Below are 16,625 nucleotides of genomic sequence, written 5' to 3'. Positions count from 1 at the left end.
TTAAATCTAAACTAACGATTTAATTTTTTCCAATTTATATCTGCTTGTTTTTTGAGTTCTTCAGGATTTTCTTTTAACCACATTTTTAATGTATTGGTACCCCAAGAATTATAAAATAAATACAGTTTACCATTTCGTATTTCAAAAGTTTTTGGATCAATATCTACTTTTTCACCTGTTTTACCAATGGCATAAGCACAATATCCACCATATTGAGGATTGTATTTTTCAGGATTTTTAAGAAAGGTAGCTAAATTTTCTTTTGATGAAAAACGAAAAGAAACACCGTTGTATTTAGTCGCAAGTTTTTTATTTCCTTTTTCGGCTTTATTATTAAAATAACTTACTACATCATAGCCTTTAGCGACTACTCCGTTTTTAGTATTGTATTCTTGTGAGAAGACAATACTTGAAAAAAATAGAAAGAAGATAAAAAAATGTTTCATTTTAATCCTTTTTATGTTTTAGTTCTTCCCAATTTTTATCTCCTTGAGCTTGTAATTTTTTAGTATCACCATTTTTCCAATCATCAAGTTTACTAGAAATCCACGAACTATAAAAAAGATATAATTTACCATCTCTAATTTCATAAGCCTCAGCATCTATATACATTTTTGTTTTTTTAGCGGCTACCGCGTAAGCACAATACCCACCATATTGAGGAATATATTTTGTTGGGTTTTCTTTGAAGAGCACTAAGTTTTTTTCCGAAGAAAATTTAAATTTTGCTCCGTCGTAAGTTGTTTGAAACTTCTTTTTTCCTTCAATAGGTTCACTATTTGTAAAGTAAGAAACAACGTCGTAACCTTCGGACACGTAGCCTTTTTTGGTATTATAATCAGTTTTTTGAGCGTACAATGCAGTAGAAATTACTACCAAAAGCAGTGTAAAAAAGTTTTTCATTGTTTGTAGATTTTATGAGTAGTCGATGAAAAACAATGAACATTACAATTACAGCTAGGAATTGTTTAATAATTGCCAAGGCTGTTGAATTTTATCTTTTCTAATGGGTAAAATTTCTCCGAATTGAAGAAAAACAAATTCACTTTGGTGTGGTCTTAAAAACACAAAATCATCTACCTGTAAAGATGCATTTTTAGGAATATTAATCATGGTTTGATTGGTAGATGCTCCAAACAAATTATTCTGTTTTATTCCTTTAGGATAGTAATAGTTAGCTTTCCAAAAACCACCATAAATAAAGGCTGATTTTTTAGTGAATAGATTCTTTAAAGCTTCTAATCCTGGTAACGTAGTGTTTGAAAAAGTTTTTAAAACAGGTGTGGCAATAAAAGCTGCAGGAATGTAGTTTTTTAAAGAAGGAATGTCAAAAGTTGTAGGTTTTACAAAGCATGAGCCAATGGCAATATCGTTTATTGGAGAATTTTGTTCTTTATGTAAGTTTAAGGTTGGGCTTCCGGCTCCGTTAAAAGTTAAACTCTCGTTCCATAATAAAGGGAATTCTTTTTGAAGCAAATTTTTACATTGTTCATAAAACTGATTGGCTAACTGCAATGCCTTTTTTTCAGAACGAATAATTGTTGGAAGTTTTACCACATGAGGATCGTAGCCCATAAATCCTGAAAACTCCACAAATTCTTGATTTTTTTGAATCAATGATAATCCTTTTTTTAAGGTTTGTACGGAAGAAAATCCACCGCGATGTAATCCCACATCAATTTCAATGTTTAATCGTAATTTTTGATTGAGTTGTTTGGCTAAGTTGATGTATTCTTTAATTCTTTTTTCGGTATCTACCAACCATTGAATTTGCGTGTACGGATTTAATCCGTTATGTAGTTGAGGTAAGTTGTTATAAAAATACTCCGCTGTTTTTATAGGCATGGGTTTGCCCAATAAAATATTTGCTTTGTTATTTAATCGAGCAGCTAAATCGGATAAAAAAGGTTGATGAAATACCATCAACTTATTAGAGTTTGTTTTTTGTAAGATATAATCAATCAATTGAACTGAGGGCAATGATTTTACTACAACTCTGAGTGAAGCATTATTTCTAAAATTAGAAAGCGCTTCTGCAATATTTTCATCTAAAATATCTAAATCTACTAACAAACAAGGAATCGCTCGTTGGTAGTTTTTTAGTTCTTTATTTAGGGTTTTAAAATACATATCCATAGAATTAAATACTTAACAGTTTTTGAATATATGGATTCACAAATATATTTTTTGGATCGTGTTCTTTTCTAAAAGTCATAAACTCCGTAAATTTTGGATATGCTTTTGCAATTTCTTCTGTATTAAACGTATTCATTTTACCCCAGTGAGGTCTTCCATCATAAGCTTTAAAAACTTCTTCTAAAGCAGCAAAATAAGCACTGCTATCTTTTTTATTGTAGACATGGCATGCGATATAAGCAGAGTCTCTATTGTAAGCAGGGCTCATGTATACATCATCACCTTTAACCCAGCGATTCTCAATAGGAAAATGAATATTGAATTTCTTAGAGTTGACAATTTTTTGCACATCTTTAAACACATCATGATAAGCTTCTGCAGGAATATTGTATTCCATTTCATGAAATTTTACCATTCGTTGGGTGGCATATACTTTATGGCTGTGATATACTTTTTTCACGTTGCTTATACTGGCCGCAGTGATGTTAGCTACTGTTTTATTTTGTGATGGAAAAAGATTAGCATATTCACACATGAGTTTAAAAACATGGTTTTCTAGTATATATTCAGTCCAGTAGTTGAAAAAATTCACTTTATCGGGTTCAGAATCTTCTACAACGTTTGAAGTTTTTGTCCAAGCAGTATTGGTATAAGGAATCCAGTAAAATTCAAAATTTCTATTTTGAGAGTTTCTTTCGTCCAAGGTTGTCAAAACATCACTTAATTTTTCTTTTTTGTTTTGAAGCTTTAGTTTGTAGGTTGGCACACATTGTAAAGTAACCTCTGTAATAATTCCTAAGCATCCTAAAGACACTTGTGCTGCTTTGAATAGCTCTGTGTTTTTTGAGGTAGAACACTCCATAATTTCACCCTTTCCATTCACAAATTTTAATCCGATTACTTGGTTGCTGATGGATTTAAGTCCGACACCTGTTCCGTGTGTTCCTGTACTAATAGCTCCTGCAATTGATTGAACGTTGATATCTCCCATGTTTTCCATAGCTAGTCCTTTATTAAATAACAATTCTCCTAATAATGAAAGCTTTGTTCCTGCTTTTACAGTGGCTTGATTTTTTTCTTTGTTTACCGAAATAATTCCTTGAAAATTATCGAGAGTCACCAATATTTCATCAGTACTACATAGCGAAGTAAAGGAATGACCTGAACCAATAACCCGAATTTTTTGATTAAATCGAATCGCTTTTAAAACAAGTTGTTGAATTTCATTTTCTGAATGAGGGAAAGCAACAGTTGATGGATTCCACTGTACATTTTCTGCCCAGTTTTTCATAATACCTTGAACTAATAGAGGTTAATAGCAAGGTAAGATAGCAAAAAAATAAAAAGGATTATAAAACCATTAAATTACAACCTCTAATATCAGAGTTATCAAAACGACCAATAATTTCAAAACGATTCTTGTGGTATACCTTTCCTAAATCTTGCGTAGCTATGAAAGAACAAGAATTATAGTTTGCCAAATCAATAACATTAATTCCGCCTGATTTTCCTTTAGGTAAAATCGTTAAAGCATCTTCAGTATCACGAGTTAAGATTTGCATCCAAGGTGGACAGTAAAAAACACTATTTCCTTTTGAATATCCTTGACTTAATAATTCTGTCATTCCATATTCAGAATGAATTTCATTTACACCAAATCCGTTACTTAAAATAGTATGTAGTTCGTTACGAATAAGTTCTTTTCTTCTTCCTTTCATTCCACCAGTTTCCATAATGATAGTATTAGAAAGATTGAAATCATATTGTTCTATTAAATCTAACAAAGCGAAAGAAACACCTATAAGTAATACTTTTTTTCCTTGTGAATCTATATGTGTAAGCTTTTGAGCAAGTTCATCTAAATTGTTGAGGTAAAATCCACTTTCAGGGTTTTTAGAACGTTTAATTAAATCATCTACCATATAAATTAAAGAGGATCCTTTACGTTCTAAATAATTAGGTAATAAAGCTAATACTACATAGTCCTCTATATTTCCATAAAAATAATCAAACCCTTTTAAGTAACTGGTTTCGTACCAAGATAAATCAGTAACTAAATGCTTACTGGTTGTACTTCCTGTAGTTCCTGAACTTGTAAAAGTTTCTTGAATTTCTTCGGTAGAAGAAAGTACCTCACGAGTTTTAAAAAACTGAATAGGTAAAAACGGAATTTGTTCAATAGTGTTTACATCAGATGGATGAACATATATTAAATCGCAAAAAGAACGATACACCTTGTTGTTTGTAAACTGATGTTTAAAAACTTGTAGTGCAGTTTTATTGAAATCTTCTGTAGACTGTATGTTAAAAATGGTGTTTTTCATAAACTTCTACAAAAGTAAGAGTATTCGACGCAACCTTTTTAATTTTTTTTCATCTAGTATATAAACCATAGAAAATTAAAATAATAATAACCCCAATTATATATGTCATGAAAAAAATTTTAATTCTTTTTTTAAGTGTATTTACGTTTTATTCTTGTTTAGATGATGACGGCCCTAATGTTAGGTATGAGTTTTTAAAGGTTGATAGTGCTACAACTCCTGAAAGTTTTACATTCGGAGAAGTTGATACAATTAAGATAAAGTATACGTTGCCTAATAGTTGTTATTCTTTTGATGGATTATACTACCAAAAAGTAGATACAACCAGAATTGTAGCTGGTACAGCAATAGTAGCTCTTGATGTTGCTTGTACTGAAGAAGAGAGACAAGAAGAATATGCTTTTCCTGTTGAGGCAACTCAGGAAGAAGATTATGTTTTTAAGTTTTGGAAAGGTAAAAATGATGAAGGAGAAGATGTATACGAAGAAGTGGTAATTCCAGTAAATTTGTAACATCAATTTAGAAAAACTCATACAAGGATGCTGTCATCAAAATATCACAGCGCAAGCTCAAGTTTACCAGTTATTTTCTGGTAAACTTTTTGCACTTTGTTTAAAGTACTCTCGTAATTATCAAGATGCGGAAGATACTTTACAAGATAGTTTTTTAACTATTTTTAAAAAGATGCCTCAATATCAACATAAAGGTTCTTTTGAAGGGTGGATGAAAAGAATAACCATAAATACAGCATTACAAAAGTATAGAGAAAAATCACCTTTACACTTAGTTTCAGAAGCTCCTGATGAGGAAATAGTTGAAGAAGTAGCCCTTGAAACAGAAAATGTTAATATTGATGTTTTGTTAGATTTAATTCAAAATTTACCAGACAGGTATCGTTTAGTTTTTAATTTATATGTATTAGATAATTACTCACATAAAGAAATAGCAGAACTATTAAATATTTCTGTAGGAACATCAAAATCAAATTTATCACGAGCAAGACAGATATTGAAAAAGGAAATGGAACGGTATCAAGCAAAAGAGGAAAACGCATAACTGATGGAAGAAAAAAACATCGATAGACTATTTCAAGAAAAACTTAAAGATTTGGAGGTAACTCCTAATGAAAGCGTATGGAATGCTATTGAAGAAAAACTACAAAAAAAGAAAAAACAACGTGTTTTTCCTATTTGGTGGTTTTCTGGAGGGGTTGCTGCTATACTTGTTTTAGGTCTTTTGCTTTATCCCTTTGCTAATGAACAAGAAAATATAGAGGATACAGATGCAATTCTCGTTGAATCGCCAAAACCAGTACCAGAAGATCAAGAAAATAAAAAAGAGGAATTAAAAGATAATTTATTGATAAAACCAACAAAAGAAAATATAAGAGAAACACCTATCGTAAAAGAAGAAACGAAAAAGAAAAAAGTATTGAAAGAAAAGCTTCATGAAAATGGAGTTTTAACCGCTAATCATGTTGTGAAGGTTAGCAAAAAAGAGTTGCAAGAAAAAGATAGCAATAATGTGTCAAGTAGAGTAGTTGAAGGGGCTTTACTGGCTAAAAAAGATGTTGTGAAAGAAGAAAACTCTACTGGCAAGCTTGAAAATAGCTTGCCAGTTCTTAAAAAAGAAAAGGATACAATTTATAAGGTTGTAAAACCTAAAAAAGACTTTTTAGCAGTTGTAAATGGTGAAGAAAACAAAAAAGAAGAGGAAGAAAAAAAGAAACTGTGGACTGTTTCACCAACTGTAGCTGTATTAAACTCTAATTCATTTTCTGAATCATCCCCTATAGATGTAAATTTATCAAACACTACAAAAGGAAATACAAGTTATTCCTACGGAATACAAGTAGCATATCAATTAAATAAAAAATGGACACTTCAATCGGGGATACATTTACAAGAAATGGGGTATTCTAATACTAATGTAGCTGTAAACCCTGTAGAATCAAGCAGCTCTAATGTAGCCTTTAGTTCTGGAGAGAATTATACATTAAATGATACTTCTCAAACAGATTTTAGTACAAACTCTGTATCTATAAGTTCAGGAAGCCTTGATGGTGAGTTAAACCAAAGTTACGGATATATTGAAGTTCCGGTGGAAGTTAAATATAGCGTAATAGAAGGAAAAAAGTTAAAAACACAATTAGTAGTTGGTTTTAGTTCCTTATTTTTAAATAAGAATGAAGTAGATTTAAAAACTACTGTTTTTTCAACTTCAGGAGAAGCTAGTAATTTAAATAGTATTAATTTTAGTGGAAATTTAGGGGTAGACTTTAGCTATAAGTTTAGCAAAAAATGGTCTTTAAATATAAACCCGATGCTAAAAACCCAGTTAAATACATTTAAAAATGATTCAAATGGGTTTCAACCTTATTTTATAGGAGTTTATACAGGTATAAACTACCAGTTTTAATCGTTGTAAATTTTTATAATCAAATCACCTTTATCATTCATTGATGCCCTGTACATTCCCGAAGTATTAAATTCAAAAGACATATTACCGTTTTTATCAAGTGCAACCACACCACCAGTTCCACCAAGTTTGGTTAGTTTGTTTTGAATAACATCTTTGGTAGCTTCTTTTAATGATTTTTGTTGATATTCCATTTGTGCAGAAATATCGTAAGCTACTTGTGATCGTATAAAATATTCACCCCAACCAGTAGAAGAAACACCGCAAGTTTTATTATTAGCATAGGTACCCGAACCAATAATAGGAGAATCTCCAATACGCCCCCAACGTTTATTAGTCATACCACCGGTAGAAGTTCCCGCAGTAATATTTCCATTTTTATCTAAAGCCACACAACCAACAGTACCAAACTTACTATTTTTAATATCAGCATTATAAAAAGCAGCTTCTTTATCATCATGGTCTAATGCTGTTTTTTCTTTGTCCTTAATTCGTTGTAAAGATTTGAAACGACTTTCAGTATAAAAATAACTTGGATCTACAATTTTCAATCCTTGTTCTTTAGCAAATTGAGAAGCTCCTTTTCCAGATAACATCACATGGTCAGAATTTGTCATTACAGTCCTAGCAGCCTCAATTGGACTCTTAATAGTACTTACACCTGCTACAGCTCCCGCATTCAATGTTTTTCCATCCATAAAAGAGGCATCAAGTTCATTCGTTTCATCATGGGTAAACACAGCTCCTTTCCCCGCATTAAACAGAGGAGATTCTTCCATTACTTGAATAGTTTTTACAACAGCATCACCACTAGAACCGCCATTTTTTAAAATTTTATATCCTGTTTTTATAGCTTCTTCTAGTTTAGCTTTATAAGCAGCTTCTTTTTCAGGGGTCATATTCTTTTTCAGAATAGTTCCAGCTCCTCCATGAATAATAATAGCGAACTCATTTACAGGAGTATCATTTTGTTTATTTGAAGTTGTTTTAGGCGAATTACAAGCTGTTAATGTTACCAGTAAAGATAGAAAGTAATAAATGTTTTTCATGATTATTTGTTAATTTTTAAACAAAAACAACTGTGTTTGTTTAATTTATTAATTGTAAAATTATTCGTAGTTTTGAGCTTTAAATTTAAACAACTAAAATTAGAATATAAAAATATGGCAGATTTTGGTATTAAAGAAGCGTTAGCTACTTTAGGCTTACAAGAAATAAATGAAGGAACTTCAATAGGTTCAGTAAACTTTTCAAACGGTGAAATTATTGAATCATACTCACCAGTAGATGGAAAGTTAATAGGAAAAGTAAAAGCTTCTACCAAAGAAGATTACGAAAAGGTGATGGATGCTGCTACTTCAGCATTTAAAACTTGGAGAACTATGCCTGCACCTCAACGTGGAGAAATTGTTCGTCAATTTGGAAACAAATTAAGAGAGTTAAAAGAACCGTTAGGTAAATTAGTTTCTTACGAAATGGGTAAATCTTACCAAGAAGGTTTAGGTGAGGTGCAAGAAATGATTGATATCTGTGATTTTGCTGTAGGTTTATCTCGTCAGTTAAACGGACAAGTAATTCCATCTGAAAGACCAGAACACGTAATGAGAGAGCAATGGCACCCAATAGGTGTTGTTGGTATTATATCAGCATTTAACTTTCCTGTGGCTGTTTGGGCTTGGAATACAGCGTTGGCTTGGATTTGTGGTAACGTATGTGTATGGAAAGGTTCAGAAAAAGCACCTTTATGTTCAGTAGCTTGTCAAAATATCATTGCAGAGGTTTTAAAAGATAATAATTTACCAGAAGGAATTTCTTGTATTGTTAATGGAGATTATAAAGTGGGTGAATATCTTACTGAAGATACACGTATTCCTTTAGTTTCTGCTACTGGTTCTACAAGAATGGGACGTATTGTTGGTGCTAAAGTTGCTGAGCGTTTTGGTAAATCTTTATTAGAATTAGGAGGAAATAATGCAATTATAATTACTCCAACTGCTGATTTAAAAGTAGTAGTTCCTGGAGCTGTATTTGGAGCTGTAGGTACATGTGGTCAACGTTGTACATCAACACGTCGTTTAATTATTCACGAATCTGTGTATGATAAAGTAAGAGACGCTATTGTTGGGGCTTATGGTCAAATTAAAATAGGAAATCCATTAGATGAAAATAATCACGTTGGACCATTAATTGATAAAGATTCTGTAAATACATATTTAGCAGCTATTGAAAAAGCGAAAGCTGAAGGAGGAAACGTATTAGTTGAAGGTGGAGTTTTAGAAGGAGAAGGTTACGAAAGTGGTTGTTATGTGAAGCCAGCGATTATTGAAGCTGAAAACCATTTTGAAATCGTTCAACACGAAACATTTGCTCCAATCTTATACTTAATGAAGTATTCTGGAGAGGTTGAAAACGCGATTGAATTACAAAACGGAGTTGCGCAAGGGTTATCTTCTTCAATCATGACAAGTGAAATGAAAGAAGCTGAAAAATTCTTATCGTTTGCAGGATCTGATTGTGGTATTGCAAATGTAAACATTGGTACCTCAGGTGCTGAAATTGGAGGAGCTTTTGGTGGTGAAAAAGAAACAGGTGGTGGACGTGAGTCTGGATCTGATGCTTGGAAAGTATACATGCGTCGTCAGACAAATACTGTAAACTATTCTGATGAATTACCTTTAGCACAAGGAATTAAGTTCGATTTATAAGAAAACATAGTTTTCTAAATATAAAAAAGTCTCATCGAAAGATGAGACTTTTTGCTTTTAAACAAGTTTTATATTATTTTTCTAAAGCAACAGAAATAACTTTATAGGCCTCATGTGCTTTCGACATTTTAGCATATTCTAAGGCAGTATATCCTCTTTCAGACTTTGTTTTTAATTTTGCTCCGTTATCAATTAAAAGTTTAACGATGTCTACTTTGTTATATCTAGCAGCAAACATTAAAGGAGTTAATCCAGTAGATTTTCTGTTAATATCTGTTCCGTTTTCAACCATAGCTTTTACAGCCTCAAAGTTTCCAGCTCTAATTAACTTACAAAAAGTACTTACATTAGGGTATTCTAGATTAGTTTTCACAGGTGCTTCATATGAAGTTGAAGCAGCAGTAATAGTTCCGAAAGATAAAGCGATTGCTAAAGCAGTTAATACAAATTTTTTCATGATGTTAAGTTTTTTATGATTAGGTTACAGCTAAAAGACGCCTATAAAAACAAAACGTTTCAACAAATACATAGACTTAACAATTATTTAAGATAAGCTCTTAAAAATCTCTTAACAGATTTAATATTTTTTAATAAATTAAAAATCAGTAATTTAACTAACTATTAACCGAATAATTAAATCATGAATTGGTGTATATTAATTTCATTAGCAGTAGCAGTAATTGCCGCTATTTTAGGCTATTTATTAGGAAAACTATCGAGTAAAAATATTAGGAAAGACGAAATAGTTCTTTTAAAGAATAAAATAGCAAAATTAGAGTCTAGTTTAAGGAACTGTAAAGAAAGTAAGTCAGTACTAGAAACTGATTTAAAATTAGCAAAATCTAGTATGGCATCATCTATACATGAAAAACAAACATCATTCAATATAGATGAAGTTAAAAAGATTTTTGGCAGAAAAATAAAAAAGAATGACTTAAAAATAGTTGAAGGAATTGGACCTAAAATTGAAGAACTTTTCCATAATTTTAGTATAAATAGTTGGAAGTTGTTAGCAGAAACGTCTGTAGAAAAATGTCAAGAAGTATTAAAAAGTGGAGGAGATCGTTATAGAGTTCATAAACCTAATACATGGCCCAAACAAGCAAAATTAGCTTACGAAGGTAAATGGCAAGAACTTAAAAATTTGCAAGATAATTTAGATGGTAAAAAGGAAAAATAACTAACACCTATTGTAATTTTTCAGGAAGGTTACTTGTTTAGTATAAAACAAAAAGAGACAATAAGTTTATAATTATATCTTTTTATGAATTTAAAAATTCAAATCCATATTTCTTACTTTTTTTTATTTTTTTAGTGACATCAATTGTATTTATTAAGGATATGAAAAAAATAATAAGCTTATCACTTCTTTTTTTTACACTTTTATTAACTGTAAAATGTAATAAAGACTCGAAAACACCAACAGAAAAAAGTACAGATTTAAAAGATTATACAAAATATGTAAACCCATTAATAGGAACTAGTAAAATGGGACATGTTTTTCCGGGTGCAACTGCCCCTTTTGGTATGGTACAATTAAGCCCTCAAACAAACTTTGAGGTAATGTTTAATCAAGATGGGAAGTATAATAAAGAAACATATGAATATTGTGCAGGATACCAATACAAAGATTCAACCATTATTGGTTTTGCGCACACAAACTTTAGTGGTACAGGACATGCAGACCTTGGAGATTTTTTAGTAATGCCAACTACTGGTGACTTAATTCTAGATCCATTAAAAACAAAAGAAGGAACCAAAGGTTTTTATTCTACTTTTTCACATGATACAGAAAAAGCTTCACCAGGGTTTTATGAAGTAAACTTAGATAGTTATAATATTAAAGCTGAACTTACAGCGAGTGAGCGAGTAGGTTTTCATCAATATACATTTCCAAAATCAGACAACGCACACATTCTTTTAGATTTAGTGTATAATGTATATCACCACGATAATAAAAATGTTTGGACTTTTATTAGAGTAGAGAACGATACTTTGGTAACGGGGTATAGACAAACAAAAGGATGGGCGAGAACAAAAAAAGTGTTCTTTGCTATGCAGTTTTCTAAGCCATTTAAAAGCTATGGGCATAAAAAATATAATAAAGAAACTTATGATGGCTTTTATAGAAAGTTTAAACAAGATGAAAATTTTCCTGAAATGGCAGGAAAAGACATTAGAGCTTATTTTAATTTTGATACAAAAGAAGGAGAGAAAATTAAGGTGAAATTTGCATTATCACCGGTAAGTACTAATGGAGCATTCAATAATTTAAAAACTGAAATCCCTCATTGGAATTTCAGTAAAACAAAAGAAGAAACTAAGAATAAGTGGAATAAAGAGCTTAATAAAATTGATGTAGAAACCATTTCAGAAAAGGATAAAACAACATTCTATACAGCCTTATATCACACAAATTTATCTCCAATTTTATATGAAGATGTTGATGGAAAATACCGTGGATTAGATCAAAATATTTATACTTCAGAAGGCTTTACAAACTATACTATTTTTTCACTTTGGGACACCTATAGAGCCTTACATCCATTATATAACATTACTCAACCACAGCGAAATAACGATATGATAAAATCGATGTTAGCACATCATGATCAAAGCGTTCATAAAATGTTACCTATTTGGAGCCATTATGCCAACGAAAACTGGTGTATGATTGGTTATCATGCAACCTCTGTAATTGCAGATGCATTGGCAAAAAATGTGGGAGATTTTGATGTAAATAATGCTTTAAAAGCATCCACTAATACTGCTACAGTTAGATATTTTGATGGATTAGGAGATTATATAAATTACAAATATGTTCCAGAAGATAAAAGCGGTTCATCGGTTTCAAAAACATTAGAATATGCGTACAACGATTGGTGTATTGCACAAATAGCAAATAAAGCAGGAAAAGAAGCTACAGAAAAAGAGTATTTGGCAAGATCAGAATATTATAAAAACGTATATGACCCAACCATAGGTTTTATGCGTCCTAAATTATCTAATGGAAATTTTAGAGAGAATTTTGATCCGATGGATACACACGGTCAAGGGTTTATTGAAGGAAATGCTTGGAATTATGGATTATATGTGCCTCAAAATATTGATAATATGATTGAAATGATGGGAGGCAAAGAAAAATTTAGCAAACAATTAGATGAATTATTTACAACAGAAATAGAGGATAAATATATTGCGCATCATGAAGATATTACGAGAGATGGTATTATAGGTAACTATGTTCATGGTAATGAGCCTGGACATCATATTCCGTATTTATATAACTGGACAGGAAACCCAGAAAAAACACAACAACGCGTTCGTATGATAATGAACACGATGTATGAAGATACTGTGGAAGGTTTATGCGGAAATGACGATGCGGGTCAAATGAGTGCTTGGTATATTTTTAGTAGCCTAGGCTTTTACCCGGTAACTCCAGGGTCGCCTTATTATGCTATAGGAAGTCCTAACGTAAAAGAAGCGACCATTCATTTAGAAAATGGGAAAACACTTAAAGTTATAACTAAAAACCAAGGTAAAGAAAACATATATGTAAAAAGCGTAACCGTTAATGGTAAAAAGCTAGACGATTTTTTATTGAATCATCAAGATATTGTTAATGGTGGTGAAATTGTCTTCGAAATGAGCAACAAATAAACGATATAAACCCCTCGCAATTAGCGAGGGATTTTCTTTTATCTTTGTTTGGAACAACTAACGGTACTATGAAAATTATAGATCTATCCAAACCTATTCAATACAATAAGCAGGATCCTTGGTTTATGAAAGTTAAAATAAAACATAAACCACACCATAAAGCAAAATGGTTAATTAGAATATTAGGGTTACCATTTAAGCTTTTCCCAAAAAACTTTACAGGTTGGGCGGACGATACGATTCATAAAATGGGCGTACACTCTACAACCCATATTGATGCTCCTTGGCACTATTCACCAATCGTAAACGGAGAAAGGGCAAAAACAATAGATGAAGTTCCGTTAGACTGGTGTTTTGGAGAAGGTATTGTGATTGATATGAAACATAAAGTAGATTTTGATCCGATTACCGTAGAAGATATTCAACAATTTTTAAAAAACAATCAGTTAGAAATTCAACCGAACATGATTGTATTAATTAAAACAGGACGCGATAAATTTAACGGAACAAAAGATTTTCATAAAAAAGGTACGGGAGTAAGTGCAAAAGCTACGGAATGGTTAATTGACCAAGGAATTAAAGTGATGGGTATTGATGCTTGGGGTTGGGATTTACCACTTCCGTATATGATTCAAAAAGCAAAAGAAACCAACAATTCTGAATTGTTTTGGGAAGGGCATTTGGTAGGACAAAACAAGGAGTATTGTCATATGGAACAGTTGGTAAACTTAGATGTATTACCCTTAGCTGGATTTAAAGTAGCGGTATTTCCGTTAAAAATTGTAGGAGCTTCTGCCGCACCTGCAAGAGTGGTTGCGATGTTAGAATAAAAAACGATGAAAGATATAAACTTCATATTGTTATTCAGTTTTAGGGATTACAGCCATCTTTTATTTGTCGATTAATGTGTCTAAAATCATGTTGTTTGTAAATTTGACGTAGCCTTTTACATAATTAAATATCTTATTATCAGTGGGTAAATTAAAAAACATAAAAAAGAAAATTTTACTTTTAGTAGCCATTGGACTTATGTTCTCATGTAGTAATAATCAAGAAGGTCAAGAAATATAATTGATAGGAAAGTGGAAATTAATTGGGGTTTTAGCTGATCCAGAGGATGGGAGTGGAACCTTCCAACCCCTGAAAGTAATAAAACCATTGAGTTTAAAAGTAATGGAACTTATGACAACAATACCATAGCTACAGGTTGTCAAAACCCTAATATAGCAATTGTTTTTTTGAACTAAAGAACCAATATCTGGTTTTAAATTTTGTTTCTAACGAAGGGTATTCTCAAAAATTTGAAAAGATAGATTAAGGTTGAAATTGTGATAATTATTTCTAATTAAAATATTCTAACTATACTTCACCTTACGTATTACGCGCATGGCTTCTTTGTATTTAATATAGGTAGTTTTATCTTCTAAGTTTTTGATATAACTTTTTGCTTTTTTAAGTTGTAGAGGAGCACTTTCAAAACCGTTTAAATAACAAATTAAATAGGAGGTGGGTAATCGATACACATCTTCATGCTCAGTAACTGAAAGGGGCTTCTTTTTTACAATTTTTGCAACAATACTATTATTGTTTTTATAAATAAGCTGTAATATATCGTTATGATATTGAGGAGCTTCAAAGAGAAATTCCGTTACAATATCATGCTTTCCGTTATCTTTAAAGTTGATAATGGTTTTTTCTAACGGATAGCGTTTTTCACTCTTATCAATTCCTAAAACAATATATTCAGTAATAATAAATGATTGTTCGTTATAACTAATTTGTACATCATCTAACGAAGAAAAAAATAAACGAACTTGCTCGTTTATCAATTCAATATCAACCCGTGTAAAAAACTCTTCATCATTTATAATTTTCTTTTTTCCAGCCCAACAAAGCACAAATTGTTCGTTAAATACTTTGTACTGCGGGTTATATTCTGGTTTGTGCCTATCAATAAAATCAAAAACACCGTCGAGTGTAAGTTGGATATTGTTACTGGCATTTTTTTCAATAGCTTCAACAATAGCTTTATTGTTGTTTTTAAGTATAAAACTATCTTCGGTAGGCATAGAGTTACTACCTCTGCGATAAAAAATAGTTCCTCTACGATATTTCCACGCATTTTTAGCTAAAGAGGTAATTAATTTAGTAGGATAAATAGTTACTAAACCAATTACTTTATGACGTTGTAAACGCGGAAAAGGAACATTTTCATATTCTATTTTTGGAGGGTTTTTAAGGTAAGCATTTACCAGATTCTGGATTTTACTATCATCGTAAAAATCGACTCCAATAATTTTATTTTCTTCATCTTCAATACCAATAACAATATAGGAGTTGTTGTTAGGGTTAGAATTAGAAAGTGCACAAACGTGCTTTATAAACTTAGCTTTTCCCTCTTTAGAACCTAAAGATAGCTTTTGCTTTTTATCATAAAAACTATTCTCGTCGTTATGAGACAGTAAGTTTTTAATTAAAAGACGTTTGTTAATCACAACTTAAGCGTTTTTATTCACAATAGTTGCACTGGCTTGCGCCGTAGGGTATACAATTAAATCTTCAATATTAACATGGTACGGACGAGTAACTACAAAGTGAATAATATCTGCAATATCTTCAGGTTGTAGTGCTTTGTAGCCTTGATATACGGTTTTAGCTCTTTCAGAATCTCCTTTAAAACGAACATCAGAAAATTCAGTTTCTACCAACCCGGGATGAATAGCACATACACGAATGTTATGTTGATTCAAATCAATACGCATTCCTTTGTTTAAGGCGTTTACAGCGAACTTTGATGCACAATACACATTTCCGTTAGGGTATACATCTTTTCCTGCAATAGAGCCGATATTTAAGATGAACCCATTACTACGTTCCACCATTTGAGGAATAATTGCTTTTGAAACGTATAAGAGTCCTTTAACGTTTCCATCTATCATAGCATCCCAATCATCAATATTTCCATTTTGAATGCTATTTAATCCATGGGCATTTCCAGCATTATTAATAAGAATATCAACATGTTTAAAGTCGTTAGGTAAGCTATTGATTGCTTTCTGTACTTCTTTATTATAACGAACATCAAACTGAAGTATATGTACCTTGGTGAATTGTGATAGTTCTTGTTGTAATTGTTGTAGTTTTTCAATACGCCTACCACAAATAATTAAGTCGATGCTTTTTTTTGCAAAAAGCTGAGCGGTTGCCTTACCAATACCTGAAGTTGCTCCAGTAATTAAAGCAGTTTGTTGCATGGTTTTTTGTTTTGTATAAAGGTAAACTTTTTTATGTTAAGCTACTATTATAAAATGAAAAACCGCCCTGTGAAGGGCGGTTCTTTTCAGTTGGCTACTACACCAACCAAAAATCAACTAACCAA

The 16,625-nt window shown here is 31.5% G+C and carries 16 protein-coding genes; 7 read left to right on the top strand and 9 right to left on the bottom strand.

The features are described 5' to 3' along the window. Positions 1–11: 11 nt before the first annotated feature. From C7448_RS01660 to C7448_RS01640, 5 genes are read right to left on the bottom strand one after another with little or no spacing between them, the layout of a single operon-like run. Positions 12–446, bottom strand: coding sequence for a YHS domain-containing (seleno)protein (locus tag C7448_RS01660; RefSeq protein ID WP_115899622.1), 435 nt, complete (start codon positions 444–446; stop codon positions 12–14). Between the two features lies 1 nt (position 447). After that, entirely contained in the window at positions 448–903 is a 456-nt protein-coding gene (locus tag C7448_RS01655; RefSeq protein ID WP_115899621.1) for a YHS domain-containing (seleno)protein, read from the bottom strand. A 54-nt stretch (positions 904–957) separates the two neighbouring features. Beyond that, positions 958–2,130, bottom strand: coding sequence for an alanine racemase (locus C7448_RS01650; protein WP_170136986.1), 1,173 nt, complete (start codon positions 2,128–2,130; stop codon positions 958–960). Positions 2,131–2,140: 10 nt separating this feature from the next. After that, positions 2,141–3,427 carry a D-arabinono-1,4-lactone oxidase gene (locus C7448_RS01645; protein ID WP_115899619.1) on the bottom strand — a complete coding sequence of 429 codons (1,287 nt, stop codon included), beginning with the start codon at positions 3,425–3,427 and terminating at the stop codon, positions 2,141–2,143. A gap of 58 nt (positions 3,428–3,485) precedes the next feature. Beyond that, entirely contained in the window at positions 3,486–4,460 is a 975-nt protein-coding gene (locus tag C7448_RS01640) for a LuxE/PaaK family acyltransferase (protein ID WP_115899618.1), read from the bottom strand. Positions 4,461–4,567: 107 nt separating this feature from the next. Here C7448_RS01640 and C7448_RS01635 point away from each other — a divergent pair, with 107 nt between their 5' ends. From C7448_RS01635 to C7448_RS01625, 3 genes are read left to right on the top strand one after another with little or no spacing between them, the layout of a single operon-like run. Then, positions 4,568–4,972: a hypothetical protein gene (locus C7448_RS01635; RefSeq protein WP_245939408.1), complete on the top strand. Its 405-nt coding sequence runs from the start codon at positions 4,568–4,570 to the stop codon at positions 4,970–4,972. Next, positions 4,965–5,516 (top strand): RNA polymerase sigma factor, encoded by a 552-nt coding sequence (locus C7448_RS01630; protein ID WP_317124705.1) that lies wholly within the window; start codon positions 4,965–4,967, stop codon positions 5,514–5,516. The genes C7448_RS01635 and C7448_RS01630 overlap by 8 nt, the downstream gene beginning before the upstream one ends. A 3-nt stretch (positions 5,517–5,519) precedes the next feature. Next, entirely contained in the window at positions 5,520–6,878 is a 1,359-nt protein-coding gene (locus C7448_RS01625; RefSeq protein ID WP_115899615.1) for an outer membrane beta-barrel protein, read from the top strand. On the opposite strand, the gene C7448_RS01620 is transcribed toward C7448_RS01625, so the two are convergent. Beyond that, complete coding sequence (locus C7448_RS01620; RefSeq protein WP_115899614.1) at positions 6,875–7,927, bottom strand: isoaspartyl peptidase/L-asparaginase family protein; 1,053 nt, start codon at positions 7,925–7,927, stop codon at positions 6,875–6,877. The two genes, C7448_RS01625 and C7448_RS01620, sit on opposite strands and share 4 nt — an antisense overlap. A 114-nt stretch (positions 7,928–8,041) precedes the next feature. On the opposite strand from C7448_RS01620, the gene amaB reads away from it, so the two are divergent. Then, entirely contained in the window at positions 8,042–9,583 is a 1,542-nt protein-coding gene (gene amaB / locus C7448_RS01615) for an L-piperidine-6-carboxylate dehydrogenase (protein WP_115900111.1), read from the top strand. A 73-nt stretch (positions 9,584–9,656) separates the two neighbouring features. Here amaB and C7448_RS01610 read toward each other — a convergent pair whose 3' ends face one another. Continuing rightward, on the bottom strand, positions 9,657–10,040 hold the full coding sequence (locus C7448_RS01610) for an ankyrin repeat domain-containing protein (protein ID WP_115899613.1): 384 nt from the start codon (positions 10,038–10,040) through the stop codon (positions 9,657–9,659). A gap of 183 nt (positions 10,041–10,223) precedes the next feature. Here C7448_RS01610 and C7448_RS01605 point away from each other — a divergent pair, with 183 nt between their 5' ends. From C7448_RS01605 to C7448_RS01595, 3 genes are all read left to right on the top strand, one after another. Continuing rightward, positions 10,224–10,763: a hypothetical protein gene (locus C7448_RS01605; RefSeq protein WP_115899612.1), complete on the top strand. Its 540-nt coding sequence runs from the start codon at positions 10,224–10,226 to the stop codon at positions 10,761–10,763. Between the two features lie 161 nt (positions 10,764–10,924). Continuing rightward, positions 10,925–13,246, top strand: coding sequence for a GH92 family glycosyl hydrolase (locus C7448_RS01600; protein ID WP_115899611.1), 2,322 nt, complete (start codon positions 10,925–10,927; stop codon positions 13,244–13,246). Positions 13,247–13,314: 68 nt separating this feature from the next. Next, a complete protein-coding gene (locus C7448_RS01595; protein WP_115899610.1) occupies positions 13,315–14,076 on the top strand; it encodes a cyclase family protein in 762 nt (253 codons plus the stop codon). A 525-nt stretch (positions 14,077–14,601) separates the two neighbouring features. Here C7448_RS01595 and C7448_RS01590 read toward each other — a convergent pair. Further along, positions 14,602–15,741, bottom strand: a complete 1,140-nt coding sequence (locus C7448_RS01590) for an ATP-binding protein (RefSeq protein ID WP_115899609.1) — start codon at positions 15,739–15,741, stop codon at positions 14,602–14,604. Positions 15,742–15,744: 3 nt separating this feature from the next. Beyond that, on the bottom strand, positions 15,745–16,500 hold the full coding sequence (locus C7448_RS01585; RefSeq protein ID WP_115899608.1) for an SDR family NAD(P)-dependent oxidoreductase: 756 nt from the start codon (positions 16,498–16,500) through the stop codon (positions 15,745–15,747). Between the last annotated feature and the right edge of the window lie 125 nt (positions 16,501–16,625).

The organism is Tenacibaculum gallaicum (assembly GCF_003387615.1).
Taxonomy (GTDB): Bacteria; Bacteroidota; Bacteroidia; order Flavobacteriales; family Flavobacteriaceae; genus Polaribacter; species Polaribacter gallaicus.
Note: the sequence above shows the minus strand (reverse complement) of the source record. Positions and strands in the feature narration are given on the sequence as shown.

Excerpts from the sequence above, each read along its gene's own strand:
- C7448_RS01645 (WP_115899619.1), bottom strand. The coding sequence starts at position 3,427 with ATGAAAAACTGGGCAGAAAATGTACAGTGGAATCCATCAACTGTTGCT.
- C7448_RS01650 (WP_170136986.1), bottom strand. The coding sequence starts at position 2,130 with ATGTATTTTAAAACCCTAAATAAAGAACTAAAAAACTACCAACGAGCG.
- C7448_RS01600 (WP_115899611.1), top strand. The coding sequence starts at position 10,925 with ATGAAAAAAATAATAAGCTTATCACTTCTTTTTTTTACACTTTTATTA.
- C7448_RS01625 (WP_115899615.1), top strand. The coding sequence starts at position 5,520 with ATGGAAGAAAAAAACATCGATAGACTATTTCAAGAAAAACTTAAAGAT.
- C7448_RS01660 (WP_115899622.1), bottom strand. The coding sequence starts at position 446 with ATGAAACATTTTTTTATCTTCTTTCTATTTTTTTCAAGTATTGTCTTC.
- C7448_RS01640 (WP_115899618.1), bottom strand. The coding sequence starts at position 4,460 with ATGAAAAACACCATTTTTAACATACAGTCTACAGAAGATTTCAATAAA.
- C7448_RS01635 (WP_245939408.1), top strand. The coding sequence starts at position 4,568 with ATGAAAAAAATTTTAATTCTTTTTTTAAGTGTATTTACGTTTTATTCT.
- C7448_RS01655 (WP_115899621.1), bottom strand. The coding sequence starts at position 903 with ATGAAAAACTTTTTTACACTGCTTTTGGTAGTAATTTCTACTGCATTG.
- C7448_RS01610 (WP_115899613.1), bottom strand. The coding sequence starts at position 10,040 with ATGAAAAAATTTGTATTAACTGCTTTAGCAATCGCTTTATCTTTCGGA.
- C7448_RS01585 (WP_115899608.1), bottom strand. The coding sequence starts at position 16,500 with ATGCAACAAACTGCTTTAATTACTGGAGCAACTTCAGGTATTGGTAAG.
- C7448_RS01595 (WP_115899610.1), top strand. The coding sequence starts at position 13,315 with ATGAAAATTATAGATCTATCCAAACCTATTCAATACAATAAGCAGGAT.
- C7448_RS01605 (WP_115899612.1), top strand. The coding sequence starts at position 10,224 with ATGAATTGGTGTATATTAATTTCATTAGCAGTAGCAGTAATTGCCGCT.
- C7448_RS01620 (WP_115899614.1), bottom strand. The coding sequence starts at position 7,927 with ATGAAAAACATTTATTACTTTCTATCTTTACTGGTAACATTAACAGCT.
- amaB (WP_115900111.1), top strand. The coding sequence starts at position 8,042 with ATGGCAGATTTTGGTATTAAAGAAGCGTTAGCTACTTTAGGCTTACAA.